This window comes from Kribbella sp. WER1 (assembly GCF_054189145.1).
Genome location: NZ_CM135186.1, coordinates 1,325,608 through 1,351,804 on the forward strand (window position 1 = coordinate 1,325,608; position 26,197 = coordinate 1,351,804).

The following is a 26,197-nucleotide window of genomic DNA, read 5'->3' on the forward strand; positions in this document are numbered from 1 at the left end:
TCTCAGGTCAGCGACCCCGGATCCGGCGGTACGTCGACGGCGTGTTCGCGGAGCGCGGTGAGTGGGACGGTGTCGAGGGTGCGGGCGTGGGTGGAGGCCAGCACTACGGGGGCCGCCGCGCCGTCGTGATACGCCTGCAGCCAGCGCGCCGCGACCACGCACCAGCGGTCGCCCGGTCGAAGACCCGTGAAGCTGTACTCCGGGCGCGGGGTGACCAGGTCGTTCCCGACGGAGGCCTGATGCGTCAGGAACTCCGCCGTCATCACCGCGCAGACGGTGTGGCTGCCGAGGTCCTCGGGTCCGCTCGTGCAACAGCCGTCGCGGTAGAAGCCGGTGACCGGATCGGTCCCGCACTCCTCCAGCGGCTCGCCGAGGACGTTCAGGTCGCTGTCCATGGCGGCAATCCTCGCCGGAAGCGGGGCGGAAACGGGTCAGAAACGGGTCAGCTGGCCTTCGTGTCGCCCAGCCGGACGTGCTCGTCGACGGATTCGCCGGCCTTGATCAGCTCCTTGGCCTTGTCGGCGTACATGTCGACGTACTCCTGGCCGGACAGCCCCATCAGCGCGTACATGATCTCGTCCGTGACCGAGCGCAGTACGAACCGGTCGCGCTCCATGCCCTCGTACCGGGAGAAGTCCATCGGCTCGCCGAACGCGACGCCCGGGCGGACCAGGCGCGGCAGCAGCCGGCCCTTCTCGCGGTAGAACAGCACCGGCTTCATCCGGCCCGCGGGCTGCAGCTTGTGGGTGTCGATCATCGCGACCGGGATCACCGGTACGCCGGCCACGATCGCCATCCGGGCGACACCGGTCTTGCCCTTGTACAGGCGGCCGTCGGGCGAGCGGGTGCCCTCGGGGTAGATCCCGAACAGGCCGCCCTTCTCGAGGATCTCCAGGCCGGTGTTCAGCGCGGCCAGCGAGGCGCGGCCGCCGGAGCGGTCGATCGGGATCTGGCCGACCGAGCGGAAGAAGGTGGCGACCAGCTTGCCCTTCAGGCCGGGGCCGGTGAAGTACTCCGACTTGGCCGGGAAGACGATCTGCCGCGGCACCGAGACCGGCAGGAAGATCGAGTCACAGAACGCCAGGTGGTTGCTGACCAGCAGCGCCGGGCCCTCGGTCGGCACGTGCTCGACCCCGGTCACCTTCGGCCGGAAGAGCAGTTTGACCAGTGGCGCGACAAAGAACCGTCTCAGGAACAGATACAGCATCCGTCTCGACCTCCGTCAACTCGCCCGACACACATCTACCCAGACACGACAACCGCGGCGCGTCAACCGTTCCGGTGCGGACACTACGTTCCAGCTTCCCCCTCAGGCAATGTCACCGCCAGGAATGCGGGTGTTGCTCACCGTGTTGTCACCTGGATGCAGACTGATCGCAGCCTGTTCCTCGTCGAGGCACGGCGCCGCCAGGGGTGCCAGACGTGTCTCGACGAGGAACTTAATGCGACGATTGTCACGCGCCCGGACGGCGCGACGGTGAGGACGTGAACGGCGAGGAGTCGAGCGTGCCAGTGCAAGCCCACGCGGAGGAGTTTCGCAGTCCCGGGACCGGGGGGAACGCCGCCGTCGGCGTGCTGCTGAGTCACGGATTCACCGGGTCGCCGCGCTCGATGCGCCCGTTCGGGGAACACCTGGCCGCCGCCGGGTACGGCGTGGCGGTCCCGCGGCTGCCCGGCCACGGCACCAGCTGGCAGGAGATGAACAAGACCAGCTGGCAGGAGTGGTACGCCGTCCTCGACAACGAGCTCGAGCGGCTCCGCAAGGAGCACGACCAGGTGTTCGTGATCGGCCTGTCGATGGGCGGCTGTCTCACTCTGCGGCTGGCCGAGGAACACGGTACGGACATTTCCGGCGTGGTCCTGGTCAACCCGTCGGTGCAGACCGACGACAAGCGGCTCGCGCTGCTCCCGGTGCTCGCGCGGGTGCTGCCGTCGTTCCCCGGCATCTCGAACGACATCAAGAAACCCGGGGTCGAGGAGGGCGCGTACGACCGGATGCCGCTGCGCGCGCTGCTGTCGCTGTCCCAGCTGTGGAAGGTCACCCGCGCGGATCTGGCGAAGATCACGCAGCCGGTGCTGTTGTTCCGCAGTACTGTCGATCATGTGGTGGAGCCGAGCTCGGGGCGGACGATCCTGTCCTCGATCTCGTCCCGCGATGTGACCGAGACCCTGCTCGAGGACAGCTATCACGTGGCAACCCTGGACAACGACGCACCGCGGATCTTTGCCGACTCCGCGGCCTTCATCAGCCGTTTGACCGGTCGAGACGATGCGTGACAACGGACTGACCGCGACGTCGTACACGTCGCTCGGCGGCATCGACCCGTTGGTCGCCGAGCCGGTGCTGGACGCCCTGAAGGCGGCCGGCATCGCGGCGTACTGCGAGAACCAGAGCGAGGCCCTGAGTGAGGCACGCACACCCGACGAGGCCGAGGAGCCGGTCCGGATCCCGCTCGGGTACGACGAGATCTTCGTCGACGCCGAGGCGGTGGACCGGGCCCGGCCGGTGATCGACCGCAGTACCGAGGACGCGGAGTGGCGGTCGCTCGTCGAGCAGTTCAACAAGCCGTCCGCGCCCGGGCACGATGGCGGCGAGGACCCGGTGCCGCGGTGGCCGGCCAGCGAGGACGTCGACGACAAGTACGAGCCGCTGATCGACGTACCGACCGGGCTGACCGTCGAGGCGGACACGCCGCCGGACGACGAGGACGAGAAGCCGGCCAAGCCCGTCGACGACCCGCACGACCACTTCGTCCCACCGGAGCCGCCGCGCGGCCCGCGGCTGGACTGGGTCAGCCGGCTCGCCTGGCTCGGCCTGCTCGGCGGCCCGCTGCTGCTGATCGCGGCCGCTATCTTCGACTTCGGCACCGGCCGGATCACCACGCTCGCGGTGGTCGGGTTCATCGGCGGCTTCCTCACCCTGGTGCTCCGGATGAAGGACCGCCTACCACCCGGCGGCGGTGGCGACGACGGGGCGGTCGTCTGAGTTAGAGTTCGGATCGTCGGACAATCCGACAGATCCGAGGGAGGTACCCCGTGCAGGTCACCGAGACGGTGGAGATCACCGGCCACCTGATGGACTCCGGGCTGCTGTCCCGCGTCCTCGACGACATCCGCGGGTACGGCGGTGAGTACACGCTGGACAAATTCGACCTCGGGTACGACAAGGACGACCCGTCGACCGTCCGGATGACCGTCGGTGCGGAGGACGAGGAGTCGCTGCAGCGGCTGCTGATGCGGATCCAGACCAAGGGCGCGAACCTCGTCGACCCCGGCACGCCGGAGATCACCGAGGTCACCCGGGACGGCGTGTTCCCGGACGGGTTCTACTCGACCACGAACCTGCCGACCCGGGTGCGGCTCGGCGGCCACTGGGTCGACGTACGGAACCCGGAGATGGACTGCGGCCTGCTCGTCGAGGGCGACACCGTGCGGACCATCCCGATGTCGGACGTGCGGGCCGGGATGAAGATCATCACCAGCGCGCAGGGCGTCCGCGTCACTCCCCCGATCGTGGTGAACACCGAGGACGGCTTCGGGTTCATGGAGTCCGACGTGTCCTCGGAGAAGCCGCAGCGGGTGCTGGTCAAGCAGGTCGCCGACGGGATGCGCGAGGCCAAGGCGAACGGGCAGAAGGTGCTCTGGGTCGGCGGCCCCGGCATCGTGCACACCGGCGCTGCACCGGCCATGGTCGCGATCGTCGAGGCCGGGTACGTCGACATCCTGTTCGCCGGCAATGCGCTCGCGACGCACGACATCGAGTCGTCGCTGTACGGGACGTCGCTGGGCGTCGACCTGGCCCGCGGGCGCGGTGTCGAACACGGGCACGAGCACCACATCCGCGCGATCAACACGATCCGCAAGGCCGGGTCGATCGCGGCCGCCGTGGAGCAGGGGGTGCTGACGTCGGGCGTGATGCACGCGCTGGTCCGGCAGGGCAAGTCGTTCGTGCTGGTCGGGTCGGTGCGCGACGACGGGCCGCTGCCGGACGTGTACACCGACGTACTGGAAGGCCAGCGGGCGATGCGCGCGGAGCTGGACGGCGTCGGGTACTGCCTGATGGCCGCGACCATGCTGCACTCCGTTGCTACCGGCAACATCCTGCCGGCGTCGATCCCGCTGACCTGCGTGGACATCAACCCGGCGACCGTGACCAAGCTCGCCGACCGCGGCTCGTCGCAGGCCCGCGGGATCGTCACCGACGTCGGGCTGTTCGTCGAGCACCTGGCCCGCGAACTGTCGCCGGAGTACGCGGCCGGGAAGTGACCCCGGCGGCGTAGAGGCTTGGAGTATGAACGAGGACTTCGCAACGTTCCTGCGCCGCTTCGAGGAGGCGAACACCGCGTTCGTGAACGGCGACCCGTCGTTGTGGCTGCCGCTGGTGTCGCACAGCGAGCACACCTCGATCTTCGGCGGGTTCGGCGGCCAGGAGGTCGGCTGGTCCGACATCGGGCCGCGCTACGAGTGGGCGTCGGCGCAGTTCCACGACACCGGCAACCCGGTGGAGTTCGAGTACCTGGACACCCACGTCGGGACGGACACGGCGTACACGGTCGCGATCGAGCGCTGCACGGTGCACCACGTCACCCAGGCGGCGCCGGTCCCGCACGTACTGCGCGCGACGATGATCTTCCGGGTCGAGGACGGCGAGTGGAAGATCACCCACCGGCACGCCGACCCGCTGAACCCGAACGCCGCGCCGCCGGCCTGATCAGCGCTGCAGGAACTTGCGGACCGGGTTCTGACCGCCGGTCTTGGCCTTCTCACCGGCGCCGGTCCTGGAGCCGGCGCTCGTGCCGGCGGTGGAGCCGGCAGCAGTGCTTGTGCCGGCCTCGGCACGGGTGGCCGGGCCGCGGTCCAGGCCGATGCTGGCGACGCGCTCCTGCTCGACCGCACTCCGCAGCGCGGTCGCGAAGTCCGCGACCGCCTGCGCCTTCTGCTCGGGCGAGGACGGCTCGGACACCGGGTGCGGCGACAGCCACTGGCTGGCGACGACCAGCGTGCGGTACTGCTGGTCGGTGTCGATGTACCCGCCGTCCTCCGGCAGGACCACCAGGTTCTGGTGTTCCACGACCCCGGTCAGCCCCGCCTGGCACCGGCCGCCCGCGTGGCGTTGGTACGACACGGCGCCGTCGACCGGCCGGGTCTCGCTGGCCCTGCTGATCACGCCGACGACGTCGTGCCCACTGGTCGGCCGGCCGAGGTCGATCGTCTGCCGGGGCGCCTGCTCGTCGAGGACGACCGACGGCACCAGCTCCTTGGTCGGCGGGTCGTCCCGGTCGGCCAGGTAGCGGGCCCGTTCGCGCAGGTCACCGCCGTACTGCTGGATCGACGCGACGACGGTCTCGATGTTCGCGTCGTGCCCCGGGCTGAAGGTCGGGATCGGGCCGGGCAGGTCGTGACTGACGATCACCACCTGCGTGTACGACGTGCCGGGCTCGAGGTACGGCGTGTCGCGGTCGGCGATCACCACCGCCGGGCGTTCCGGGTGCGGCGACTTCCGGCCGACGCCGTACCGCCAGCCGTCGTCGAAGCCCTTGTCCTCGTGGTACTCGTCACCGGACTCCTCGGCGAGCGCCTTGACCGCCGCGATCACCTGCGTGCCGGTAACGTGCCGGCCGAACTTGACCGTCAGCTTGGCGGCTCTGGGGGCGATGTCGTCGAACATGCGGGCTCCTCGCTGGACCGGCAGGTGCCCTCGGATTCTAGTGAGCCGAGGGGTTCGTCCGGCGGCCGTTGGGTGTTGGATGGGCTCATGACCGAACTCGTACAGCTGGCGGTGGCCGATGGCGTCGCGACGATCACGTTGGACTCGGCGCACAACAAGAACGCGTTGTCGCAGCAGTTGACCGGGGAGTTGCTCGAGCACCTGGAGACGGCCGGGGCGGACGACGACGTACGGGTGATCGTGGTCCGGTCGGCGCTGGACGTGTTCTGTTCCGGGGCCGACCTGTCCGAGGCGACGACCGTCGGGATGGGCGTCGGCGCGCAGCGGATGGTCGACGTCCAGCGGGCGATCGTCGCGAACCCGAAGCCGGTCGTGGCGCGGGTCGCCGGGCCGGTCCGCGCGGGCGGGATCGGGATCGTCGCGGCGGCCGACATCAGTGTCGCCGGCGAGAGCGCGACGTTCGCGCTGACCGAGGTACGGCTCGGGCTGGCGGCGGCGACGATCTCGCTGACGGTCCTCCCCCGGCTGACGGACCGCGCGGCGGCGTACACGTTCCTGAGCGGCAACGGCTTCGACGCCCTGGAGGCGTCCCGGCTCGGCCTGCTCACGCTGACCGTCCCCGACGCCGACCTCGACGACGCGCTCGCCACTGTGGTCACGTCCCTGCTGAAGGGCGCGCCGCAAGGTCTCCGGGAGACCAAGAAGCTCCTCAACCGCACGCTGCTGGCCGACATCGACGCTCGCGGCCAGGACCTCGCCGAACTCTCCGCTTCCCTCTTCGCCTCCCCCGCCGCCCAGGAAGCCATGCTCACCTTCCTGAACCGCAAGAAGAAGTAATCCGTTTGCCGGCCGGGGCCGGCGCTGCTGGACTGCCGGCATGCACGTGACCGACGCTCAGCTGGACCAGTTCCGCACCCAGGGGTACGTCGTCGTACCCGACGTCCTCACCGCTGCCCAGGTAGCGGCCGGCCGCCGGGTCGTTGCGGCGATGCTCGAGCGCAACCCGCCCGACGGCGTCGGCGCGCACTTCCTGTGGCCGGAGCTCGACGAGACCCACCCGCTGCTGAGGCTGTACCACGCAGCCGGAGTCGGTGACCTCGCCGCCGAGTTGGTGCGGCCGGATCTCGCCCTGCTGGAGCCGGACCAGGCGCAGGTCGCGACCACGATCCCGCCGTGGTCGCACGTTCCGGGCGGACCGCACGTGGACGGGGTCACACCGTGCCTGCCGGACGGTACGCCGGGGACGTTCACCATGCTCGCCGGTGTCTGGCTGACGTCCCAGGAGAACGTTGACTGCGGCAACCTCTATGTCTGGCCGGGCACCCACCTCGGGTTCGGTGCGTGTCTCGCCGAGCACGGCGCCGACGCCCTCACCAGACTCGACCCGCTGGCCCCGTACCCGGACATCCCGCTCGGCGACCCGGTGCAGGTCACCGGCCCGGTCGGCAGCGTCCTGTTCGCGCACTACCTGCTGGCGCACAACATCGGCGGCCACGTCGGCGACGTACGGCGGGAGACCCTGTACTACCGCCTCCGCACCACAACACACCGGGCTCGCTGGCGGGAAGTCGTCACCGATCCGCTGGTGGAGTTCCGGGGGTGAGGTGCGGATCGCCAGGCCATCACAATTGCTGGTCGGCGGCGCCGTCCCGCGTGGATCGCGTGTGGTGGTGCGATTGTGATGGCCTGGGGGTTCGCTCCACCTCGACCAGCAGTGGCAGATGGTCGGAGGCCGCGACCAGGTCGTCGTGGGTGGCCCGGATCGGGTCGAGGTGGCCGGTCAGGGGTGGGGTGAGCTGGGCGGCGTCGATGCGCTTGTGCGGGTTGGCGGAGTTGAACGTGAACGCGTCGCCGAGATCGGTGAGGCCTTCGTCGGCGAGGCGTTTCCAGATCGGGCCGTCGGGCTCCTCGTTGAGGTCGCCGGTCAGCAGGTACGGCGTATCGAACGAGCGGCAGAGCGTGAGGACCTGCTCGAGTTCGTGCTGCCGGCCACGCGGGTGCAGGCCGAGGTGGCAGACGACCACGGCCAGGCGAGTCGGGCCCAGCTGCAGTACGCCGCCGACCGCGCCGCCGGGCAGCTGGGTGGCGATGAAGTTCAGCCGCCGGCGGACGAACGGGCGCCAGATGCGGCGCGACCGGATTCCCGTCAGGTGGATGCCGTCGGCAACCAGGATCGCGTTCCGGGCGGACGCGGCGACGTACCGCATCCCGAACGTCGCCGCCATCGCCCGGCGTTTGCGGCGGGTACCGAACCAGGTCGGCGCCTCCTGCACCAGCATCACGTCCGGCGCGCACCCCCGAACCACCCGCGCGAGCGCCGTACGGTCGTCACCCCACCGGTGCACGTTGTACGACAGGACCCGCAGGGTCATGCGTCAGGGTCGCCGTTCGCGTCGGCGTGGTGCAGGTCGGCGTCGGCGCGCATTCCGGTACGCCGGGCCGCGGACTTGCGGGCCGCGCGCTCCAGGCGGGTCGACCGGGCCGCGGCCGTCTTCGCCGTCACGGCCGTCGTCTTCACCCGAACCCGCCGCAACCAGGTGGCCTCTTCACGAGCCAGATCCGCCGCGCCGACCATACCCGCCTCCGGACCGAGCACCGCGCGCACGATCCGCGCCTCGGGACGGAAGCCGCGACCGGTCAACGTCCGCTTGAACGCCTCCCGGGCCGGCGCCAGCAGCAGCTCGCCCGCGTCGGACACACCGCCACCGATCACGAACGTCCCGGGGTCCAAGGCGGCGGCGAGGTTCGCGAGGCCGATGCCGAGCCAGCGGCCGACGTCCTCGAGCAGCTCGACCGCGACCGGGTCACCGTCCTTGGCCAGCTCGGTCACCATCGGGCCGTTGATCTTGCGCGGATCGCCCGCGGCCGCCCGCAGCAGGTTGTGCGCGACCGGCGAACCGGACAGCGCGAGCTCGCGCGCCTCCCGGGTGAGCGCGTTGCCGGACGCGTACTGCTCCCAGCAGCCCCGGTTCCCGCACTCGCACCGGTGACCGCCGGGCACCACCTGCATGTGCCCGAACTCGCCAGCGATCCCGAACTTCCCGCGCTGCAGCGCGCCGTCGTTCAGGATCGCGCCGCCGATGCCGGTACCGAGCGTGACGCAGACCAGGTGGCTCTCCCCCTGGCCGCCACCGAACCGCCACTCCGACCAGGCGGCCGCGTTCGCGTCGTTCTCCACCACGACCGGCAGCCCAAGCCGGCGCTCGACCGCGTCCTGCAGCGGCTCGTGCCGCCAGGCGAGGTGCGGCGCGAACAGCACCGACGACCGGGTCCCGTCGACGAACCCGGCGGCCCCGATGCCGACGGCAATCACGTCGTGCCGGGACTCCAGATCATGGACGATGTCCGCGATCGCGTCCTCGGTCTCCTTCGGGTCCGTGGTCGGCGTGTCCCGGCGCAACCGGGCGAGGATGTTGCCCTCCGGGTCGACCACGCCGGCGGCCACTTTGGTGCCGCCGATGTCGATGCCGATCGTCAGAGCTTGTGTCAGAGCCAAGGTTCGACCTTCCTCGCGACCCCCGCCGGACTGTCTCCAGTATCCGTCATCGCGCGGGGGCGGGCTGCCGGGCCAGGTCGGCGGCGCCGATCAGGCCGGCGTCGTTGCCCAGCTCGGCCAGGCCGAAGCTCGCGTGCGGGCGGCTCGACTTGGCCGGCAGGTTCTTCTCGAAGGCCTGCTGCGCGGACTTCATCAACAGGTCCTTCGCGGCGCTGACGCCGCCGCCGATCACGATCTGGCTCGGGTCGAACATCGTCGCCAGGCTGGCCAGTCCTTCGCCGAGCCAGCGGCCGAGGTCCTCGAGCAGCTCGACCGCGCACGGGTCGCCCTTCATCGCCGCCTCGGTGATCATCGGCCCGGTCAGCTCCGCCGGGTCGGTGATCCCGCACACGCTCAGCATCTGCGCGGCCGCGAGCGACCCGGACTCGGCCCGGGCCCGGCCCTCGCGGACCAGCGCCCTACCGGATGCGTACTGCTCCAGGCAGCCGCGGGCACCACAGCCGCACCGGTGCCCACCGGGGACGACGCGCATGTGACCGAGCTCGGCCGCGACCCCGTGCGCGCCGCGCAGCAGCTGGCCGTCGATCACCACGCCGCCGCCGATGCCGGTGCCGACCGTGATGCAGATCATGTGCTCGGCGTCCTTCGCGGCGCCGAACGCGAACTCGCCCCAGGCGGCCGCGTTCGCATCGTTCTCGACCACGACCGGGACCTTCAGCTGCTTCCCGACCCGGGCGCCGAGCGGCTCGTCCCGCCAGGCCAGGTTCGGCGCGAACAGCACGGTCGAACGGTCCGAGGAGACGAAGCCGGCGGCGCCGATCCCGACCGCCTCGACCTCGTGCGTGCCGATCAGTTCGGCGGCCGCGTCGCAGATCGCCGCCGCGATCGCGTCGGTGTCGTCGGCCGGGGTGTCGCGGTGCGTGCGCGCGATGATCGCGCCGTGCTCGTCCACCACGCCGGCCGCGATCTTCGTGCCGCCGATGTCGATGCCGATCGTCAGTCCCATGGTTCGGGGTCCTCACTCACGTCGATCCGGTCCACCCGGGACCGGGTCGGTTCCTGGGCCGGGTGGGCCGGTTCCTCCTCCGGTGGCGAGGTCCGCGACGCTGCGTCCTCCCGCGCCTGCCGGGCCGCGTCCGCGGCGGCCTCCAGCAGCGACCTCAACGAGCCCAGGACGTGCGCGGCCGCGGTGGACAGCTGCTCGACCGTCTCGGGGCTGGTGTTCCGCACCCGATGGATCAGCTGACACACCGGACACCACACACAGTCCGGCCCAAGCTTGTGCTCGTGCTTCTCGTCTTCTTGTTCGGCGTCCGGTGGTGCCTCCGACGCCGCGTTCTGGAGTACGGCGAACAGCTTGGCGGCTTCCTCGGCGACCGAACCGACCGGCTCCTTGCTCACCGGCCTTCCCCGATCGCCGCTTCCCACCGCGCCAGCTGCTCGTGATACTCCGCCGTGAGCCCCTGCGCCAGCTCCTGCGCCGACTCCAACGGGCCGGACCCGCTCGGCACTTCCGACGCCGCCACCCGGGCGGACTCCTTCGGCGCGAACCGCACCTGCAACCGTCCCTCGTCCAGCCGCGCGCCGGCGACCACCCCGCGCGCGAGCGCGGCCGGCAGCGGCAGGACCCGGCGGTACGACCCGACGGTGACAATCAGCTCGTCCCCGTGCCGGGCCAGCTCCAGCTCGTCCGCGGATGCCAGCGGCAACGGCATCGTCAGCGTGTACGTCCGCCCGTCGGTGTCGATGTGCCGGTCCACCCACAGCGAGGTGTCGTCGGTGGCCCGCGAGAACGGGTCGTCCCCGCCGTACATCTCGACCGCGAAGGCCGCCAGTTCCTCGACGCCGACCGGTTCGCAGACGCGGTACGGCGACTCCCAGATCGGCAGCGGCCGGAACGAGTCCGCCACCTCCTCGAGGATCCCGCGCTGCGCCGCGACCCACTGCCGGCGCCAGGTGTCCGCGCCGGCCGCCGGGAACACCCGGTTCGCGACCACGCCGTCCACGCGGTACCCGTACAGCGAGAGCCTGGTCAGCGAACGGCGGGCCTCCGCGACCACGACCGCCTCCGGCGTCAGCACCAGCCGCACCGAGGCGTCCGGGCCGGCCAGCAGCGTCCGGATGTCCGACAGGTCGCTCTGCAGTTTGCGCAGTGCGTCGAACACGTTGTCGTCCGGCACCGGCAGGCTCGATCCGCGACTCAGGAAGGGCCGGAACGTGCGCATCATCTTGCGCTCGGCGTTGAAGATCCGGTCCAGGTACCAGTTCAGGGCCTCGGGCAGGCCGAGCAGCCGCAGCGTCTCCGCGGTCGGCGCGCAGTCGACGACGATCACGTCCCAGCGGCCGGACCGGACGTGGTCGCGCACCTCGAGCAGCGCGAGCACCTCGGCGGCACCGGGCAGCACGGTCAGCTCCTCGGCCTCGATCGGGTCGACGCCGATCATGTGCAGCACCGACCGCAGATAGCTCTGGATGTCGCCCCAGGACCGCTCGAACTTCCGCTGCGCGTCGATCTGCTGGACGAACAGCAGGTCGTCGATCTCGGTCGGCTCCTGGCCCACCTCGGAGTCGAACGCGTCAGACAGCGAGTGCGCGGCGTCCGTGGACAGCACCAGCGTGCGCAGTCCGCGGAGCGCGGCGAGCGTCGCCGTACCGGCAGCGGAGGTCGTCTTGCCTACGCCGCCCTTACCTGTGTAGAGCAGAACCCGGGTCACTGGATTACGACTCGACGCGCTTCTTCAGGCCCTTCAGGGCGGTGTCGATGATGACCTTCTCGGCCTTGCGCTTGAGCATCCCGATCATCGGGATCGCCACGTCCACGGCGAGCCGGTACGTCACCTCTGTCCCCTCCGCACCCAGGTCCCTCAGGACATAAGCGCCGTCCATCCCCTTGACCATCTTGGCCTCGACGAGCGTCCAGGTCACCTCGTTGCGGGACCAGACGTAGGCCAGCGTGTACTCGTCGGAGATCGCCCCCGCGTCGACCTTGAAGCGCACCTTGTTCGGCCGCCCCGCCTCGTCGGTGGACAGCACCTCGGTCTCCCGCATCGAGTCGGCCCACTCCGGGTAGGCCGCGAAGTCCGCGATCACCGCCATGATTTCCTTGGGGGTCGCGTTCACCTGGATGGTCGAGGTGGTCTGTTCCGCCATCGATTCACCTCTTACCTTCGCTGGGACGGGTGCTGCCTGGGACTGCCGGACCCCCCGATGGATCCGCGTCCTCCCCGGAGACTATCGCGGGATCGGATCCGGTACGGCGTTCGCCCGCCGCGCGGCCCGCCTCGACCTCGTCCTTGAACGCCCACAGTCGCTCCCGGTACGTCGCGACGTACCGCTCCTCCAAGCGCGCCGCGGCCCGCCCGCGGACCGGTTCCGCCGGGTCGACGCGCAGGAACCAGTGCACGACCACGCCGTCGCGGACCGCCTCCAGCCACCACTCCGCCGTACCGGTCGCGGCGCCCGTCACGGACCACCGCACACCCTCCAGGCCGCGGCGTTCGGAGGGGGTCAAGGTGAGGTCCGGCCACCACTCGCGCCAGAGGGTGTCCGAACCGAGCCGTTCGGCGACGTAGGCTGGATCAGCAACGACCAGGTCGTCGCAACTGATGTCGAACTGTGGCATGACTAGAACCTAGTTCCGTGGGTCACATAAACCTGGCTACTTACGGGTAGGTGACTGTAGCGTGCGCCGGAAGTCGACAATTCGTGACCGACTGAGGAGACGCGGATGCGTGAGTACACCGTTCCTGCTGTGACAGAACCGCCCACCGGCAGCCTGAGCGACCCGGTGTGGGCGAACGCGTCCTCCCATCCTGACACCGCCGTGTTCAGCCGCCGGACCGGTGCGACCTGGACCGACGTCACCGCCGCGGAGTTCGCGCAACAGGTGGCCGGCGTCGCGAAGGGCCTGATCGCGGCCGGGGTGAAGCCCGGCGAGCGGGTCGCGCTGCTCAGCCCGACGCGGTACGAGTGGACGCTGATCGACTACGCGATCTGGAGCATCGGCGCGGTCACGGTGCCGATCTACGAGACCTCCTCGGCGGCGCAGATCCAGTGGATCCTGACCGACTCCGGGGCCGTCGTCGCGATCGTCGAGAACGCCACCCACGGCGCGGTCGTCGACTCCGCGCGGGCCGAGGCGCCGGCGCTGGGCGAGGTCTGGCAGATCGAGGCCGGTGCCGTCGACCAGCTGACCGCGCTCGGCCAGGACGTCACCGACGCCGAGTTCGACAAGCGCCGTACCGCGGTCACGCCGGCCGATCTCGCGACGCTGATCTACACGTCCGGTACGACGGGACGCCCGAAGGGCTGCAAGATCAGCCACTCGAACTTCATGGACGAGCTCGGCCCGGCGGTGAAGATCCTCGACGGCCTGTTCGACACCACCGGCGCGAGCACGTTGCTGTTCCTGCCGCTGGCGCACGTGTTCGCCCGGATCATCCAGGTCGGCTGCGTGATGAAGCGGGTCAAGGTCGGGCACAGCGCCGACGTGAAGAACCTCGTGGAGGACCTCGGCGCCTTCAAGCCGACGTTCATCCTGAGCGTGCCGCGGGTGTTCGAGAAGGTGTTCAACTCCGCCGCCCAGAAGGCGCACGGGGACGGCAAGGGCAAGATCTTCGACGCCGCCGCCGAGACCGCGATCGCGTACTCGCAGGCGCAGGACAAAGGCGGCGCGGGCCTCGGGCTGAAGGCCAAGCACCTGCTGTTCGACAAGCTCGTCTACAGCAAGCTCCGCGCGGTCCTCGGCGGCCAGGTGCAGTACGCCGTGTCCGGCGGCGCCCCGCTCGGCGACCGGCTCGGCCACTTCTTCCGCGGCATCGGCGTACCGGTCCTGGAGGGGTACGGCCTGACCGAGACCACCGCCGCGGTGTCGGTGAACCTGCCCGACGACATCCGCATCGGTACGGTCGGCCGGCCGCTGCCGGGTGTGACCGTCGGGATCGCGGAGGACGGCGAGCTGCTCTTCAAGGGCGGCCAGGTGATGCAGGGCTACTGGAAGAACGACGAGGCGACCGCGGCCGCGATCGACGAGGACGGCTGGTTCCACACCGGCGACCTCGGCGAATTCGACGTCGACGGCTTCATCCGGATCACCGGCCGCAAGAAGGAGATCCTGGTAACCGCCGGCGGCAAGAACGTCGCCCCCACCCTCCTCGAAGACCAGATCCGGCTGCACCCACTGGTCAGCCAGTGCATGGTCGTCGGCGACGGCAAACCGTTCATCGCCGCCCTGATCACGATCGACCCCGAAACCATCGTCCCGTGGGCCACCGAACGCGGCAAACCCACCGACGTCGCCTCCCTCACCAAGGACCCCGACCTGATCGCCGAAGTCCAAAAAGCCATCGACGACGCCAACGCCTCGGTCTCCCACGCCGAAGCCATCAAGAAGTTCTCCATCCTCCCCATCGACTGGACCCAAGAGTCCGGCGAACTCTCCCTCAAACTCTCCCTCCGCCGCCACATCGTCATGAAGAACCACACCGACGACGTCGAGGCCCTCTACGCCAAGTAGGTAGAGGTAAGAGAATTGAAGAAAGAACAGAGAACAAGAGAAATTTAGAGTGGTGGCCGGCCTGCGCAGTCAGCCGGCAGGTTTGTTTGTGTGACACCGGTGTGGCAGAGACAGATTTTCGAGGTCCGCGAAGGCCGAGCGAGTACCGCCGGCGCCAACCGCCCATAGACCGGTCGCAGCTAGGGGCGGGTTGGGGAGGATTTCCGCCCGGATCGGCAAGAAATACTCCCCACACCGGGTGCGGGTCCGTCGACCCGGCACCCTGAGCCCAACTTCCGACTCAAGCGACCGACATGCCCGGCCGATCTCGCCCCGAGACTTCTGAATAGCCTTCAGAGTAAAAAGAAAAATAGAGTGGGAGTTGAGTGCCTGGCTGGGTCTGGCGGGCCAGTGACAGTCAGCGGTGTAAGCCTCGCGGCTTCTGAATGACCCTCACCGTTGTCGGACTTCTACAACTCGTCCTGGGGTCCATCGTCGGTCGGCGTCGGCACAGGCTCAGTCGGGTAGAGATCGCGCCATAGCCATGTGAGGAACTCTTCATCGGTGTCCCAGTCGTCATACGCGGCAGCGACGTCAATCGCCCCAGGACGCAAACCCTCATGGCGCCCTTCAGCAGTTGGGTGAGGGCGCTACTTCAGGTGGAAGGCAGGGCGGGCACGGACGCAGGGATCAACGTGCCTCGCCCCGCCGGTCTCAGCCGCCGACCTCGGAGTGCAGCCGATCATGCAGGACCCTGAGGTCACGGTTCGGGACGACGTCCGTGGCCTCCCGGAGCAAGTCCCGGAGTTCGATGACGGCCATTCGAACCCCGTCGTTCCAGCCCTCGGAGTAGCCACGGTGCCAAGGTGAGATCCTGTATACGAGTCGCCAGAACTGCTTCATCGGTCGAGCCATTCCGCTCCGGACTCGTCCCGGTGAAAGCCCTGGTGATGGCCGAGGACGCAGGGCTGATCTGTCACCGGGTTCCGCCCGTCACAGTCGATCTCCTGAGCCGACCGCAGGACAGGCCAACCGCGATGCGAGGACGAACCGCTTGTCTCCGTCTGCATGGCCACAGAATCGCCTGCCCGTGGGCATCCGCACTAGACGCTTTCTCGTCCCCGAAAATGCTCGTCGCGGATGGCGCGCAGGAACCTGCGCGCCTCGTCGTCATGCAGGGCTACGTCAGCGAACCGTTCGTGCGTCGCCAGGTACATGGCTATGTCGCGGGGATCACGCGTGCTGATCTCGGAGTGGAACGTCTCAATGACCACGAGCCGCTCGTCGTGCACACTGAAACACGTCATCGGAAGGTCCGGCATCTGCCGGCCCAGCGGCACCACATCGATGCGGACGTTCGGGAGCCGAGACAGCGACAGCAACCGATCCAGTTGGACGGCCATGATCGGCGGCGCACAGATCAGCCAGCGCAAGACGTGTTCGCAGATGACGAAATGAAAGGTCCGCTCGAGGTCGTACAACACGGCCTGTCGCTCCAGCCGGGCCGCGATCACCTTTGCCCGCGTGTCATCCGGAAGAGCGGGCGTTAGCCCGAACACCGCGGACGCGTACTCAGCGGGCTGAAGGAGTCCCGGAATGAGCTGTCCTTGGAACAGACGGAGCGTGGTCGTTCGTGCCTCGATCGCCTGGATGGCCTTCTGATGCTTCCACTGACCGATCCTGCGGATCTCCCGCCACGCGGTCTCCTCGGTGGCAGCGAGCCGTGCAGCCGCAACGAACTCGGCCTTCGCGTCGTCCGAGACGTCGAGAGCAGCCAGGATCAGCTCAGCGTCCTGGGTAGAGGGGAGGACTCTGCCGTTCTCGATCTTCGACAGCTTCGCCGCAGACATCGCAGCCCTGCGAGCAATCGCGTCGCCCGTCTTGCCGGAGGCGACTCTCAATGCTCGCAGGGCTTTGCCGAGGTCCGTACGTCGTTCGTCGTTGGTCAATCCGGCCGGTACTCCTCGACGGGTACGGCGTTCGCCTGCGCGATCTCGCGATAGCGTCGGTACTCCGGCAGCCGGTCAGCCGGCAGCAACTCCGCGCCCTCGAACTTGCCGTCAGGTGTGTAGAACATCCGATACACGTCTGTGTCATCGAAGAGCCAGAAGTCATGGTCTGGCAGACCTGGCACATCCTGATGAGCCCGATCGATGATGCCGATCGATTCGCCGGCCGCGACATTGCCGGGGTAGGCAGCCAGCTCGTACCTGAGGTAGTCGGTCAGCGGAGACCGAAGCACGTGGACCCTGGAGATCGACTTCCCGCGGTCAGTGATCGCACGCACCCAAGGGTTGTCCGCCCACTCCGGAGGCATCGGATCCCCTGCTAGGAACGCTTCGAACTCATCCTTCTCATCGTCGATGTCGTAGACCGAGAGGCATTCGAACCGGAACGCATCTCGCTCGAACGAGTCGAAGAGAGACGCGAAGTCATCACCGACGAGCACGGAAATACGCTTCCAGAACGTCAGCCGGCACGACTACCGCCCCCTCACCCTCAGGCAGGTCAAGCTGAGCCAGCCGTTCAGGCGTCAGTTCGTACCACCCTTGGACGACGTAGTGCGATCCGTCCTCAGTAGCCCACAAGGTCGGGCATTGACCGTTCCTGCATTGCGGGTCACCCGATAGCTTCTTCAGCATCGCCCTAGCCTCCTCGCACAGCGCGACCGGTTGTCAGCCCGATGCTCTCCGTAATCGACTCGCTCGGTCAAGAACCGCGGGCTTTCCAGAACAGGAAACTGGAGGCGGCCACGGAACCGACTCTCTTTCGAGAGAGTCAGCGTTCTTGCCCCTGCGCGAAGTGAGAGTCAGACAACGTCTTCGGACTTGACGAGGTAGGTCTCGAGGTCATCGGTCACCACCAGGTGCTGCGCGGCGGCAATGATCGACTCAACACCAGGTTCGCGAATGATGATTGCGTCGGTCGCGGCGAAGTATGCACCGGAGGCGTTTTCGCCGGTCTGCCTCCATCGCTCCATCAGGCGCCCGACTTCCGCCAAACTCAGGAACGTCGCAGCCCATGATCCGCGATCCGGCGTATCGATCCATCCGTCCACGTTGCAGACCGACTCAGGGGACTCGCCCTCCTCGAGCAGCAGCCGCAGCCGAAACCCGGGTCCGTCGATCGCGAACAACGCATACCTCCGTCGGTAGTACCTCTGGGATCAGCCGATCGGTTGATCGTTGGACGAGCTTGTTGGGTGATGTGGGGGTGGGGGGTGCTCGGCGAGGCTTTGGGTATGGCGATTGTTGAGGTGGACGGTCTGCGGAAGGCGTATGGCGGGCGGGCGGTGGTTGATGATGTCTCGTTCAGTGTGGACGAGGGGGAGATCTTCGGGATTCTCGGGCCCAATGGGGCTGGGAAGACGACCACTGTGGAATGTGTGGAGGGGCTGCGGGTTCCGGATGCGGGGCGGGTTCGGATTGCGGGGCTGGATCCGGTGGCGGATCACGCGGCGGTGACGCAGGTGTTGGGGGCGCAACTGCAGGAGAGTGAGTTGCAGGCGAAGCTCACCGTTCGTGAGGCGCTCGAGTTGTACTCCGCTTTCTATCCGAATCCGGCCGACTGGCGCCCGTTGGCCGAGCAGCTCGGGTTGACCGCGCAGTTGGCGTCGCGGTTCGGGGTGTTGAGTGGTGGGCAGAAGCAGCGGTTGTTCATCGCGCTCGCGTTGATCGGCAACCCGCGGGTCGTCGTGCTCGACGAGTTGACCACCGGGCTCGACCCGCGGGCCCGGCGGGACACGTGGGATGTTGTCGAGGAGATCCGTGCCAGAGGTGTCACGGTGCTGCTGGTCACGCATTTCATGGAGGAGGCGCAGCGGCTGTGTGACCGGATCGCGTTGATCGACAAGGGCCGGATCACCGCGCTCGACACCCCGCAGGGTCTGATCAGCCGGACGGCCGGCGCGACGGTCATCTCGTTCACGCCGTCCGGGCCGCTCGACGACGAGGAGCTGGCGACGTTGCCGGCGCTCGCCTCGGTCGAGGACAAGGGCGGCCGGCTCACACTCGGTGGTTCGGACGAGACCGTGACCGCGTTGCTGTCGCTGCTTGCCCGGAAGCGGATCACCGCGCACCAGTTGCGCGTCACCGACGCCACCCTCGACGACGCCTTCCTCGACCTGACCGGAGCTGCCAAATGACCACCGTCGCGACCACTGCCGCCGTACGGCGTCCTTCGCCGCGGGTCGCCGTCCTCAAGGCCGAGGCGCGGCTGTACGTCCGGGAGTTCGGGACCTTGTTCTGGGTGCTCGGGTTTCCCCCGTTGCTGCTGGTGATCCTCGGGTCGATCCCGAGCTTCCGGCGGGTCGACCACGGGCTCGGCGTCCGGCTGATCGACCTCTACGTACCGGTGCTGGTGCTGGTCGGGCAGATCGTCGTCGGTCTGCAGGCGATGCCACCGATCGTCACCGGGTACCGCGAGCGCGGCATCCTGCGGCGGATGTCCACGACCCCGATCCGGCCGTCCGCCTTGCTGACCGCGCAGATGGCTCTGCACGGCGCGACCGGGCTGGTGTCGGCCCTGCTGTGCTTGACGATCGGGCGCCTCGCGTTCCACGTCCAGCTGCCGCGTCAGCTCGGCGGTTACCTGCTGGCCCTGTTGCTCACGTCCGCCGCGGCGCTGGCGCTCGGTGCGCTCGTGTCGGCGCGCGCCCGGACCGCGCGGATCGCGACGGCGTTCGGTATGGCGGTTTTCTTCCCGAGCCTGTTCTCGGCCGGGCTGTGGCTGCCCGTCCAGTCGATGCCGCACGTACTGCGCGAGATCGTCGTACTGCTGCCGTTCGGTGCGGCGTCGCAGGCGCTCGACCAGGCCGCGGCCGGGCACTGGCCGGCGTGGTCGCACCTCGGGGTGCTGGCCGGCTGGACGGTCGTGGTGTCGGTGACGGCGGCGCGCTGGTTCCGCTGGGAGTAGGTTCGTGCAGACTGGGCAGGTGACGACGGCCGACAGTGAACTCGAGCGGCGCCAGGCGGCGTTCCAGCGCTGGGCGCCGTACTTCCTCCTCGGCCTCGGCACCCTGCTGGCGCTCGCGACGTCGGGGACGCTGACCCCCATGACCCGCGAGCGCGAGGCCGGGTTCGCGCTTGTGGGCGTCGCGCTGGTCATGCAGCTGTGGTGGTCCTGGAGACGCCGCAGCCAGCAGGAGCCGGACGCGGTCTCGGTGACGTTCTTCGCGATCCGCTGGATCATCGCCTGCCTGTTGACGTCGATGAACGGCTTCTTCGCGTTCTACGTCGTCGCCGGGTACTACGACGCCGACGAGATGATCCCGGGCCGGAAGCGGCAGCGGCTCGCGCTGTTCGCGTGCACGCTTCCGATCGCCGGCGCCCAGACCGGCCACTGGCCGCCGCACGGACCGATGTGGGTGGCGTTCGCCGGGCTCGTGATCGCGAACAACGTACTGCTGACCGTCGTGAAGCACTTCACCGAGCAGCAGGAAGCGCGGTCGCAGGCCCGCGCCGACACGATCGAGGAGCTCAAGCAGGCCCACGAGGAGAACGCCGCACTCCAGGCGCAGCTCCTCGTCCAGGCCCGCGAGGCCGGTATCGCGGACGAGCGGCGCCGGCTGGCCGCGGAGATCCACGACACGATCGCGCAGGGCCTGACCGGGATCATCGCCCAGCTGCAGGCGGTCGCGAACACCTCGGACCCGGACGTGATCCAGGACCGCGTCGGGCGCGCGAACGAGCTGGCCCGGCACAGCCTCGGCGAGGCCCGCCGCTCGGTGCAGAACCTGGCCCCGGCCGGCCTGTCGTACGACGGTCTGCCCGAGGCGATGCGCAAGACCGTCGACCAGTGGTCCGAGCGCACCGGCGTACCGGCCGAGTTCACGCTGACCGGTACGCCGCAGCACCTGCACGGCGAGTTCTCCGCGACCCTGCTGCGGATCACCCAGGAGGCGCTCGCGAACGTCTCGAAACACGCTGCCGCGACCCGCGTCGGCGTGACCCTCAGCTTCATGGACGACGAGGTGACGGTGGACATCCGCGACGACGGCAAGGGCTTCGACCCGCTGGATCTCCCGGCGCGGTCGGGCACCGGCGGGTTCGGGCTGGAGGGCATGCGCGCCCGGGCCGAACGGATCGCCGGATCACTCACCGTCGAGGCCGAGCCCGGTTTCGGTACGGCGATCTCCGCTCACGTACCGTTGGTGCTCCATGCCTGACATCACACTGCTCCTCGTCGACGACCACCCCGTCGTCCGGAACGGCCTGCGCGGGATGTTCGAGGCCGCCGACGGCTTCACCGTGCTCGCCGAGGCGCCGGACGGCGTCCGGGCGGTCGAGCTCGCCGCCGAGCTCGAGCCCGATGTGATCCTGATGGACCTGCGGATGCCGGGCGGCGGCGGGCTGGACGCGATCACCGAACTGACCCGGCGCGGCATCCGCTCGAAGGTGCTGGTGCTGACCACCTGGGACACCGACACCGACACGCTGCCCGCGATCGAGGCCGGCGCCACCGGCTACCTGCTCAAGGACGCCCCGCAGGACGAGCTGTTCAACGCGGTTCGCCAGGCGGCGGCCGGCCGGACGGTCCTCTCCCCCGCGGTCGCGTCCCGCCTCGTCACCGCGGTCCGCAACCCGGCGCCCGCCCCGCTCGCCGCCCGCGAACGGCAGGTCCTCGAACTGGTCGCGAAGGGTACGTCGAACCGCGACATCGCCCGCGAGCTGTTCATCAGCGAGGCCACCGTGAAGACCCACCTCAGTCACGTCTTCACCAAGCTCGGGGTCACCGACCGCGCGGCGGCGGTGGCCAAGGGGTACGACCAGGGCATTCTCGGCCGCAACTGACCCGCGAGGGTTGGACCGGGGTACCGGTCCGGTATGAAGGCAACCCCGAAACCACAGGTGGCCCGCTCCGTCCGTCCACCGGCGGACGCGAGCGGGCCCTTCGTCTGCAGCTGGAGCGCGGTCGGTGACTGCGCGGTCGTCCGGGTCGCCGGGGCGATCGACATCGGCACGCTGACCGCGCTGGCCGACGAGCTGCGGCACGTGATCACCACCAAGCTGCCCCGGCTCGTCGTCGACCTCCGCCGGGTCACCCGGATGGAGGCCGCCGCGCTCGATGTCCTGGCCGACGCCCACGATCTGGCCGTCGAGAACGGCGGCTGGCTGCGCACCTCCGGCGCGGGCCAGTGGCTGCCGGACCTGATGCGCCACACCCGGCCCGTCGACCACTACCCGAACCTTGCGGACGCGCTCCCGTCGTACCGGCGTCGTTGATCACTTCCCGCCGGTGAACGTGATGCCGTTGGTGATCTGTTTCTGCGCCACGAAGAAGATCACCAGGCACGGGATCGTGATCAGCACGGACGTTGCCATCAGCAACGGTGTGTCGGTGCCGTTGACCGACTGGAAGCCGGCCAGCGCGAGCGGCAGCGTCTTCCACTGGTCGGAGTTGATGTAGATCGCGGGTCCGAGAAAGTTGTTCCAGTACCCCATGAAGAGCAGGATCGACACCGCGACCACGGCCGGGCGGGCCAGCGGCAGGTACACCAGCAGGAACATCTTGAACCAGCCGCAGCCGTCGACCACCGCGGCGTCGGCGAGCTCGCCCGGCATCCGGGCGAAGAACTGCCGGAACAGGAAGATGTAGAACGGCGACCCGAAGAACGCCGGCAGGATCAGCGGGTACAGCGTGTCGACCATGCCGAGGTTGTTGAACAGCATGAACTGCGGCACCATCGTCACCTCCCCCGGCAGCAGCATCGTCGCCAGCACGACCGCGAACAGGACGCCGGAGAACCGCACCCGCAGCCGCGCGAACGCGAACCCGGCCAGCGAGCACGAGAACACCGTCCCGGCGATCGGGATCAGCGTGGTCAGCACCGAGTTCAGCGCGTACCGCCAGAACGGGAACGATGTCACCGCCCGCGCGTAGTTGTCCCACAGGAACTCGTGCGGTACGACGCTCGCGCCCGCGCTGCCGACCCCCGCGAGCGACCGCAGCGAGGTCGCGATCATCCAGAGGAACGGGTAGACGAACACCACCGAGCCGAGGACGAGCACGACGTACAGCAGGACGGTCTTCTTCATCGCTTCTTGCTCCGCAGCTCGGTCTCGTAGTAGACGGCGAACGCGCTGCCCCGCAGGGTGACCGCGGTCAGCGCGAGGATGACCGCGAACAGGATCCAGGCCAGCGCGGACGCGTAGCCCATCCGGAAGTTCTGGAACGCGTTGTCGTACAGGTAGTAGACGAAGAACAGCAGCGAGTCCTTCGGGCCGCCGTTCGCGATGAAGCCCTGGGTGAAGATCTGCAGCGAGCCGATGATCCCGGTGAGCGCGTTGAACAGGATGATCGGCGACATCTGCGGCAGCGTCACGTGCCAGAACTGCCGGACCGGCCCGGCGCCGTCCAGCGCGGCCGCCTCGTAGAGGTTCGACGGCACGTCCTTCAGGCCGGCCAGGTAGATCACCATCGCGCCGCCGACCGTCCACAGACTCATCAGGATGACTGTCGGCAGCGCCCACGACGCGTCGTTGAACCAGCCCGGTCCCTGGATCCCGAGGTGCCCGAGCACGTCGTTCATCAGCCCGTACTGCGGGTTGAACACCCACAGGAACAGCACCATCTGCGCGACCCCGGAGACCAGCGACGGCAGGTACCAGATCGTCCGGAACCAGCGCATCCCGGGCAGGTCGGTGTTCAGCAGCATCGCGACCAGGAACGCCAGCGCGGTCTGCAGCGGGACGCTGATCACGGCGTACAGCAGTGTCACCTTCAGCGCCTGGGCGACCTTCGGGTCCTGGAACGCCTCCGTGTAGTTGGACAGGCCAACGAACTTCGGCGGCGTGATCAGGTCCCAGGCGGTCAGGCTGACATAGACCGACGACGCCATCGGGCCGACCGTGAACAGGCAGAACCCGATCAGCCACGGCGACACGAACAGCCAGAACGCGATCGTCTTGTCCGCCCGCGGCCACTTCCGCCGCGCCCCGTAGGCCGCCAGTCCGATGACGGCGTACAGGGCGATCAGCAGGAGCAGGAACGGGACCAGCGGTACCAGTGCGTGCGGGACGCCCCAGGACTCCGCGAGGTTCCGGATCCAGCCGACGGTGGGGTTCACTTCTTCAGGGCCTGGGTGCACTTGTCCGCGAGCTGCGGCAGCACCTTCGCGACGTCGTCCTTGCCGGTGCCGAGCGCGGTGTAGCTGGTCATGCCCTTCTCGGCGTCACCGGAGATCTGCGCCTCCTTCGGCACCGACACGTCCACCACGCCGGCCTTGAGCGCGGTCGTGAACGCGGCCAGGTTCCGCGCGACCGGCAGTACCTTCTCCAGGGTCGGCGAGGAGGCCTCGATGATCGGTACGCCGAGCGCCGTACTGCCCTGGATCAGCTGGTCCTGGGCAACCTGCTGCGTACTCGCGAACTCGACGAACTTCTTCGCGGTCTCGAGCTGCTTGCCGCTCGCGTTCTTCGCGATGCCGAGGCCGTCGACCTCCATCGGGAATCCCTTGCCGGGCACCGGGACCAGCGTCCAGCCGGGCTTGCTGATCTTCGCGAAGTCCGCGACCGTCCACGGCCCGAAGTCGCTGAACGTCGCGAGCCGGCCGGCCGCGAACCACTGCGCCTGGTCCTGCCCCTGGATGTCGGTCGACGTCGGCGAGTACTTGTTCTGCTGCATGTCGACGACGTACTGCGCGGTCTTGACGCCGGTCGCGTCCCCGAAGGTGCACGCGGTGGCGTCGGAGTTGTAGTAGCTGCCGCCGGCCGCGGTCAGCCAGCCGCGATACCAGAGGTTGCTCGAGCCGTACACGCGGGTCTTGCCGCTGCCGTGCGAGAGCTTCGCGGAGATCGCCTTGAACTCGTCGAGGGTCAGCGGCGTCGTTGCGCTCGGCAACGGTACGCCGGCGGCCTTGAAGGCGTCGGTGTTGACCGCCATCACCTTCGGCTTGGCGGCGAACGGCATCGCGTAGTACTTGCCCTGGTACTGCATCGCCGACGAGATGTTCGGCTGCACGTACTTGCCCGGGTCGACGGTCTGCTCGGCGAAGCTCGGGGCGAACCCGGCCAGGCTGGTGTTGCTGATCTCCATCACGGTCGACTGGGTACCGGCCGCGATCGACGTCTGCAGCTTCTGCTCGTAGTCGGACTGGATCCAGTTGGTGGTCACCTTGGTGCCGGGGTTGGCCTTCTCGAACGCGGCCGCGATCGCCTTCAGCGAGGCGGCCTCGGAGTTCGTGCCCCAGAAGGAGAACGTGATCTCGGCCTTGTCGTTCGCCGTGTTGGACGCCGGCGCGTTGCCGGTCGCGCAACCGGCGGCCAGCAGGACGGCGACGGCGGCGGGGAGAAGTTTCTTCATGAACGGTCCTTGGGGTGGACGACCCGGGCGGTGCCGCCGGGTGCGAGGGAATGGGTCTCGGAACCGACGGTCACGGCGAGCGGACCCGGTCCGCTCTGCACGGTGACCTCGGTGCGGTGCGTGCCTTCCTGGTGGATCCGGAGGGTCCAGTCGCCGACCGGTAGATTGTCGACAATCAGATTGCCGACCTCGGCGGGGAGCTGCGGCGTGACGTTCAGCGCCGCGTTCGGGGCGTCCGGGCGGAGGCCGAGCAGGCCGGCGGTCAGGTGCTCGACGACCGTGAACGAGATCTCCGGGTAGTCGTCGCGGCTGTCGATCAGGTGCTTCGTCCAGCGCCATGCCGACTCGGCCCGGCCGTGGTCGAAGAGGAACTCCGGCCAGTAGCTGAACGACTCGATGTTGAGTGGTGGGGCGGACTCCATCTGCTCCTCGAGGTAATCCAGGAACCGCTCGGCGCGCTCGCCTGTCCCGCTCAGGCCGAACAACGGGACCAGGGTGTGCGACTCCAGTCCCCAGTCGAAATCGAGTCCGTCCTTGGTGATCCCGCGGGCGAAGTGGTCGCCGTTCCACCAGCCGTCGTACGTCTGCCGGATCTTCTCGGCCTCGGCGTGCCGGCCGAGTTTGCGGAGCGCGGCGTACTGCGCGGCGAGGCCGTCGCCCGCCTGCAGCAGCGGCGCCTCGCGTTCGTTGTACGTCGCCGTACCGAGGAAGATGTCCGCGGTGCCGGCGGCCTCCGGGATGCCGTCGCCGTCGGAGTCGTGCGCGGCGACGAACTCGCCGACGCTGTGCGCGTAGTACGCCGCCAGGTCCGGGTCGTCGATCCAGCGCCGGTCGCCGGTCCAGTCGTACTGTTCCAGCGCCCGGTAGGTCAGGTCGAACACCGCGGGGATCTCCCGGACGAAGTGCTCGTCGTGGTGGTAGTCGAGGCCGGCGATCCGGCCGTCGAAATGGAACGCCCAGAGCGGGTACCACTTCCGCGCCGGGGTCGCCGAACGGGCGAAGTGCCGGAACATCGCGAAGTTCTCCGCGTCCAGGCCGAGCAGGTGCGCGCCGGCCGCCTGATGGCAGACGTCCCGGGAGTAGAACATCGGCCGCGACGGGTAGCCGGCCCAGTACGACGGCAGGTTCCCGGGGCCGGTCCGAACCCAGGCCAGGGCTCGGTCGCGGGCCCAGGCGAAGGCGTCCTCGACATACGGAAGATCGGAGCTGACAACCAGCACGAGCACTCCTAGCAAAA

At 68.9% G+C, this 26,197-nt stretch carries 30 protein-coding genes; 12 read left to right on the plus strand and 18 right to left on the minus strand.

Annotated elements, in window-relative coordinates:
- Nucleotides 1-2: 2 nt before the first annotated feature.
- Both ACXJJ3_RS06485 and ACXJJ3_RS06490 read right to left on the minus strand, forming a co-directional pair.
- Entirely contained in the window at nt 3-395 is a 393-nt protein-coding gene (locus ACXJJ3_RS06485; protein WP_458169031.1) for a DUF2237 family protein, read from the minus strand.
- Between the two features lie 47 nt (nt 396-442).
- Nucleotides 443-1,207, minus strand: a complete 765-nt coding sequence (locus tag ACXJJ3_RS06490) for a lysophospholipid acyltransferase family protein (RefSeq protein WP_458169032.1) — start codon at nt 1,205-1,207, stop codon at nt 443-445.
- A 299-nt stretch (nt 1,208-1,506) separates the two neighbouring features.
- Between ACXJJ3_RS06490 and ACXJJ3_RS06495 the strand changes: the two genes are divergently transcribed.
- Genes ACXJJ3_RS06495 through ACXJJ3_RS06510 form a run of 4 tightly spaced genes read left to right on the plus strand, consistent with a single transcriptional unit; the run spans nt 1,507 to nt 4,711 of the window.
- Complete coding sequence (locus ACXJJ3_RS06495) at nt 1,507-2,277, plus strand: alpha/beta hydrolase (RefSeq protein WP_458169033.1); 771 nt, start codon at nt 1,507-1,509, stop codon at nt 2,275-2,277.
- On the plus strand, nt 2,270-2,986 hold the full coding sequence (locus tag ACXJJ3_RS06500) for a hypothetical protein (RefSeq protein WP_458169034.1): 717 nt from the start codon (nt 2,270-2,272) through the stop codon (nt 2,984-2,986). Before ACXJJ3_RS06495 ends, ACXJJ3_RS06500 begins: the two co-directional genes overlap by 8 nt.
- Nucleotides 2,987-3,036: 50 nt before the next feature.
- Nucleotides 3,037-4,266, plus strand: a complete 1,230-nt coding sequence (locus ACXJJ3_RS06505; protein ID WP_458169035.1) for an ornithine cyclodeaminase, nickel-pincer nucleotide-dependent — start codon at nt 3,037-3,039, stop codon at nt 4,264-4,266.
- Between the two features lie 25 nt (nt 4,267-4,291).
- Nucleotides 4,292-4,711 (plus strand): YybH family protein, encoded by a 420-nt coding sequence (locus ACXJJ3_RS06510; RefSeq protein WP_458169036.1) that lies wholly within the window; start codon nt 4,292-4,294, stop codon nt 4,709-4,711.
- Here the strand turns inward: ACXJJ3_RS06510 and ACXJJ3_RS06515 are convergent, their stop codons facing one another.
- A complete protein-coding gene (locus ACXJJ3_RS06515) occupies nt 4,712-5,668 on the minus strand; it encodes a hypothetical protein (RefSeq protein WP_458169037.1) in 957 nt (318 codons plus the stop codon).
- A gap of 87 nt (nt 5,669-5,755) precedes the next feature.
- Here ACXJJ3_RS06515 and ACXJJ3_RS06520 point away from each other — a divergent pair, with 87 nt between their 5' ends.
- A complete protein-coding gene (locus ACXJJ3_RS06520; protein WP_458169038.1) occupies nt 5,756-6,505 on the plus strand; it encodes an enoyl-CoA hydratase-related protein in 750 nt (249 codons plus the stop codon).
- Between the two features lie 40 nt (nt 6,506-6,545).
- The gene (locus ACXJJ3_RS06525) at nt 6,546-7,271 is read left to right on the plus strand and encodes a phytanoyl-CoA dioxygenase family protein (RefSeq protein WP_458169039.1); all 726 of its coding nucleotides are present in this window, start codon (nt 6,546-6,548) and stop codon (nt 7,269-7,271) included.
- A gap of 19 nt (nt 7,272-7,290) precedes the next feature.
- Here the strand turns inward: ACXJJ3_RS06525 and ACXJJ3_RS06530 are convergent, their stop codons facing one another.
- The 7 genes from ACXJJ3_RS06530 to ACXJJ3_RS06560 are packed head-to-tail and all read right to left on the minus strand — an operon-like array spanning nt 7,291 to nt 12,786.
- Nucleotides 7,291-8,040, minus strand: a complete 750-nt coding sequence (locus ACXJJ3_RS06530) for an endonuclease/exonuclease/phosphatase family protein (protein WP_458169040.1) — start codon at nt 8,038-8,040, stop codon at nt 7,291-7,293.
- A complete protein-coding gene (locus ACXJJ3_RS06535) occupies nt 8,037-9,164 on the minus strand; it encodes an ROK family glucokinase (RefSeq protein WP_458169041.1) in 1,128 nt (375 codons plus the stop codon). Before ACXJJ3_RS06535 ends, ACXJJ3_RS06530 begins: the two co-directional genes overlap by 4 nt.
- 46 nt (nt 9,165-9,210) lie before the next feature.
- Nucleotides 9,211-10,170: an ROK family glucokinase gene (locus ACXJJ3_RS06540; protein ID WP_458169042.1), complete on the minus strand. Its 960-nt coding sequence runs from the start codon at nt 10,168-10,170 to the stop codon at nt 9,211-9,213.
- A complete protein-coding gene (locus ACXJJ3_RS06545; RefSeq protein WP_458169043.1) occupies nt 10,161-10,565 on the minus strand; it encodes a hypothetical protein in 405 nt (134 codons plus the stop codon). The genes ACXJJ3_RS06540 and ACXJJ3_RS06545 overlap by 10 nt, the downstream gene beginning before the upstream one ends.
- A complete protein-coding gene (locus tag ACXJJ3_RS06550; protein WP_458169044.1) occupies nt 10,562-11,878 on the minus strand; it encodes an ArsA family ATPase in 1,317 nt (438 codons plus the stop codon). The genes ACXJJ3_RS06545 and ACXJJ3_RS06550 overlap by 4 nt, the downstream gene beginning before the upstream one ends.
- 4 nt (nt 11,879-11,882) lie before the next feature.
- On the minus strand, nt 11,883-12,314 hold the full coding sequence (locus ACXJJ3_RS06555) for an SRPBCC family protein (RefSeq protein WP_131462701.1): 432 nt from the start codon (nt 12,312-12,314) through the stop codon (nt 11,883-11,885).
- Between the two features lie 4 nt (nt 12,315-12,318).
- Nucleotides 12,319-12,786, minus strand: coding sequence for a hypothetical protein (locus ACXJJ3_RS06560; RefSeq protein ID WP_458169045.1), 468 nt, complete (start codon nt 12,784-12,786; stop codon nt 12,319-12,321).
- A gap of 105 nt (nt 12,787-12,891) precedes the next feature.
- Here ACXJJ3_RS06560 and ACXJJ3_RS06565 point away from each other — a divergent pair, with 105 nt between their 5' ends.
- On the plus strand, nt 12,892-14,679 hold the full coding sequence (locus ACXJJ3_RS06565) for an AMP-dependent synthetase/ligase (RefSeq protein ID WP_458169046.1): 1,788 nt from the start codon (nt 12,892-12,894) through the stop codon (nt 14,677-14,679).
- A 693-nt stretch (nt 14,680-15,372) separates the two neighbouring features.
- Here the strand turns inward: ACXJJ3_RS06565 and ACXJJ3_RS06570 are convergent.
- The 4 genes from ACXJJ3_RS06570 to ACXJJ3_RS06585 form a co-directional block, all read right to left on the minus strand.
- Nucleotides 15,373-15,561: a hypothetical protein gene (locus ACXJJ3_RS06570; protein WP_458169047.1), complete on the minus strand. Its 189-nt coding sequence runs from the start codon at nt 15,559-15,561 to the stop codon at nt 15,373-15,375.
- Nucleotides 15,562-15,761: 200 nt separating this feature from the next.
- A complete protein-coding gene (locus tag ACXJJ3_RS06575) occupies nt 15,762-16,607 on the minus strand; it encodes a helix-turn-helix domain-containing protein (RefSeq protein WP_458169048.1) in 846 nt (281 codons plus the stop codon).
- Nucleotides 16,604-17,107 (minus strand): DUF6879 family protein, encoded by a 504-nt coding sequence (locus ACXJJ3_RS06580; protein WP_458169049.1) that lies wholly within the window; start codon nt 17,105-17,107, stop codon nt 16,604-16,606. Before ACXJJ3_RS06580 ends, ACXJJ3_RS06575 begins: the two co-directional genes overlap by 4 nt.
- Nucleotides 17,108-17,467: 360 nt before the next feature.
- Entirely contained in the window at nt 17,468-17,794 is a 327-nt protein-coding gene (locus tag ACXJJ3_RS06585) for a hypothetical protein (protein WP_458169050.1), read from the minus strand.
- A 105-nt stretch (nt 17,795-17,899) separates the two neighbouring features.
- On the opposite strand from ACXJJ3_RS06585, the gene ACXJJ3_RS06590 reads away from it, so the two are divergent.
- The 5 genes from ACXJJ3_RS06590 to ACXJJ3_RS06610 are packed head-to-tail and all read left to right on the plus strand — an operon-like array spanning nt 17,900 to nt 21,881.
- Nucleotides 17,900-18,802 (plus strand): ABC transporter ATP-binding protein, encoded by a 903-nt coding sequence (locus ACXJJ3_RS06590; RefSeq protein ID WP_458169051.1) that lies wholly within the window; start codon nt 17,900-17,902, stop codon nt 18,800-18,802.
- Entirely contained in the window at nt 18,799-19,572 is a 774-nt protein-coding gene (locus ACXJJ3_RS06595; RefSeq protein ID WP_458169052.1) for an ABC transporter permease, read from the plus strand. The genes ACXJJ3_RS06590 and ACXJJ3_RS06595 overlap by 4 nt, the downstream gene beginning before the upstream one ends.
- A 19-nt stretch (nt 19,573-19,591) precedes the next feature.
- Entirely contained in the window at nt 19,592-20,824 is a 1,233-nt protein-coding gene (locus tag ACXJJ3_RS06600) for a sensor histidine kinase (protein ID WP_458169053.1), read from the plus strand.
- Nucleotides 20,817-21,449 carry a response regulator gene (locus ACXJJ3_RS06605; protein WP_458169054.1) on the plus strand — a complete coding sequence of 211 codons (633 nt, stop codon included), beginning with the start codon at nt 20,817-20,819 and terminating at the stop codon, nt 21,447-21,449. The genes ACXJJ3_RS06600 and ACXJJ3_RS06605 overlap by 8 nt, the downstream gene beginning before the upstream one ends.
- A gap of 33 nt (nt 21,450-21,482) precedes the next feature.
- Complete coding sequence (locus ACXJJ3_RS06610; protein ID WP_458169055.1) at nt 21,483-21,881, plus strand: STAS domain-containing protein; 399 nt, start codon at nt 21,483-21,485, stop codon at nt 21,879-21,881.
- Here the strand turns inward: ACXJJ3_RS06610 and ACXJJ3_RS06615 are convergent, their stop codons facing one another.
- The 4 genes from ACXJJ3_RS06615 to ACXJJ3_RS06630 are packed head-to-tail and all read right to left on the minus strand — an operon-like array spanning nt 21,882 to nt 26,180.
- Nucleotides 21,882-22,694: a carbohydrate ABC transporter permease gene (locus tag ACXJJ3_RS06615; protein ID WP_458169056.1), complete on the minus strand. Its 813-nt coding sequence runs from the start codon at nt 22,692-22,694 to the stop codon at nt 21,882-21,884. It lies immediately after the preceding gene.
- Complete coding sequence (locus tag ACXJJ3_RS06620; protein ID WP_458169057.1) at nt 22,691-23,725, minus strand: carbohydrate ABC transporter permease; 1,035 nt, start codon at nt 23,723-23,725, stop codon at nt 22,691-22,693. Before ACXJJ3_RS06620 ends, ACXJJ3_RS06615 begins: the two co-directional genes overlap by 4 nt.
- The gene (locus ACXJJ3_RS06625) at nt 23,722-24,960 is read right to left on the minus strand and encodes an extracellular solute-binding protein (RefSeq protein ID WP_458169058.1); all 1,239 of its coding nucleotides are present in this window, start codon (nt 24,958-24,960) and stop codon (nt 23,722-23,724) included. The genes ACXJJ3_RS06620 and ACXJJ3_RS06625 overlap by 4 nt, the downstream gene beginning before the upstream one ends.
- Nucleotides 24,957-26,180: a hypothetical protein gene (locus tag ACXJJ3_RS06630; protein WP_458169059.1), complete on the minus strand. Its 1,224-nt coding sequence runs from the start codon at nt 26,178-26,180 to the stop codon at nt 24,957-24,959. Before ACXJJ3_RS06630 ends, ACXJJ3_RS06625 begins: the two co-directional genes overlap by 4 nt.
- Nucleotides 26,181-26,197: the final 17 nt, after the last annotated feature.

Excerpts from the sequence above, each read along its gene's own strand:
- ACXJJ3_RS06625 (WP_458169058.1), bottom strand. The coding sequence starts at position 24,960 with ATGAAGAAACTTCTCCCCGCCGCCGTCGCCGTCCTGCTGGCCGCCGGT.
- ACXJJ3_RS06510 (WP_458169036.1), top strand. The coding sequence starts at position 4,292 with ATGAACGAGGACTTCGCAACGTTCCTGCGCCGCTTCGAGGAGGCGAAC.
- ACXJJ3_RS06530 (WP_458169040.1), bottom strand. The coding sequence starts at position 8,040 with ATGACCCTGCGGGTCCTGTCGTACAACGTGCACCGGTGGGGTGACGAC.
- ACXJJ3_RS06615 (WP_458169056.1), bottom strand. The coding sequence starts at position 22,694 with ATGAAGAAGACCGTCCTGCTGTACGTCGTGCTCGTCCTCGGCTCGGTG.
- ACXJJ3_RS06490 (WP_458169032.1), bottom strand. The coding sequence starts at position 1,207 with ATGCTGTATCTGTTCCTGAGACGGTTCTTTGTCGCGCCACTGGTCAAA.
- ACXJJ3_RS06525 (WP_458169039.1), top strand. The coding sequence starts at position 6,546 with ATGCACGTGACCGACGCTCAGCTGGACCAGTTCCGCACCCAGGGGTAC.
- ACXJJ3_RS06610 (WP_458169055.1), top strand. The coding sequence starts at position 21,483 with ATGAAGGCAACCCCGAAACCACAGGTGGCCCGCTCCGTCCGTCCACCG.
- ACXJJ3_RS06555 (WP_131462701.1), bottom strand. The coding sequence starts at position 12,314 with ATGGCGGAACAGACCACCTCGACCATCCAGGTGAACGCGACCCCCAAG.
- ACXJJ3_RS06485 (WP_458169031.1), bottom strand. The coding sequence starts at position 395 with ATGGACAGCGACCTGAACGTCCTCGGCGAGCCGCTGGAGGAGTGCGGG.
- ACXJJ3_RS06605 (WP_458169054.1), top strand. The coding sequence starts at position 20,817 with ATGCCTGACATCACACTGCTCCTCGTCGACGACCACCCCGTCGTCCGG.
- ACXJJ3_RS06570 (WP_458169047.1), bottom strand. The coding sequence starts at position 15,561 with ATGAAGCAGTTCTGGCGACTCGTATACAGGATCTCACCTTGGCACCGT.
- ACXJJ3_RS06500 (WP_458169034.1), top strand. The coding sequence starts at position 2,270 with ATGCGTGACAACGGACTGACCGCGACGTCGTACACGTCGCTCGGCGGC.
- ACXJJ3_RS06515 (WP_458169037.1), bottom strand. The coding sequence starts at position 5,668 with ATGTTCGACGACATCGCCCCCAGAGCCGCCAAGCTGACGGTCAAGTTC.
- ACXJJ3_RS06560 (WP_458169045.1), bottom strand. The coding sequence starts at position 12,786 with ATGCCACAGTTCGACATCAGTTGCGACGACCTGGTCGTTGCTGATCCA.
- ACXJJ3_RS06540 (WP_458169042.1), bottom strand. The coding sequence starts at position 10,170 with ATGGGACTGACGATCGGCATCGACATCGGCGGCACGAAGATCGCGGCC.
- ACXJJ3_RS06595 (WP_458169052.1), top strand. The coding sequence starts at position 18,799 with ATGACCACCGTCGCGACCACTGCCGCCGTACGGCGTCCTTCGCCGCGG.
- ACXJJ3_RS06565 (WP_458169046.1), top strand. The coding sequence starts at position 12,892 with ATGCGTGAGTACACCGTTCCTGCTGTGACAGAACCGCCCACCGGCAGC.
- ACXJJ3_RS06520 (WP_458169038.1), top strand. The coding sequence starts at position 5,756 with ATGACCGAACTCGTACAGCTGGCGGTGGCCGATGGCGTCGCGACGATC.
- ACXJJ3_RS06590 (WP_458169051.1), top strand. The coding sequence starts at position 17,900 with ATGGCGATTGTTGAGGTGGACGGTCTGCGGAAGGCGTATGGCGGGCGG.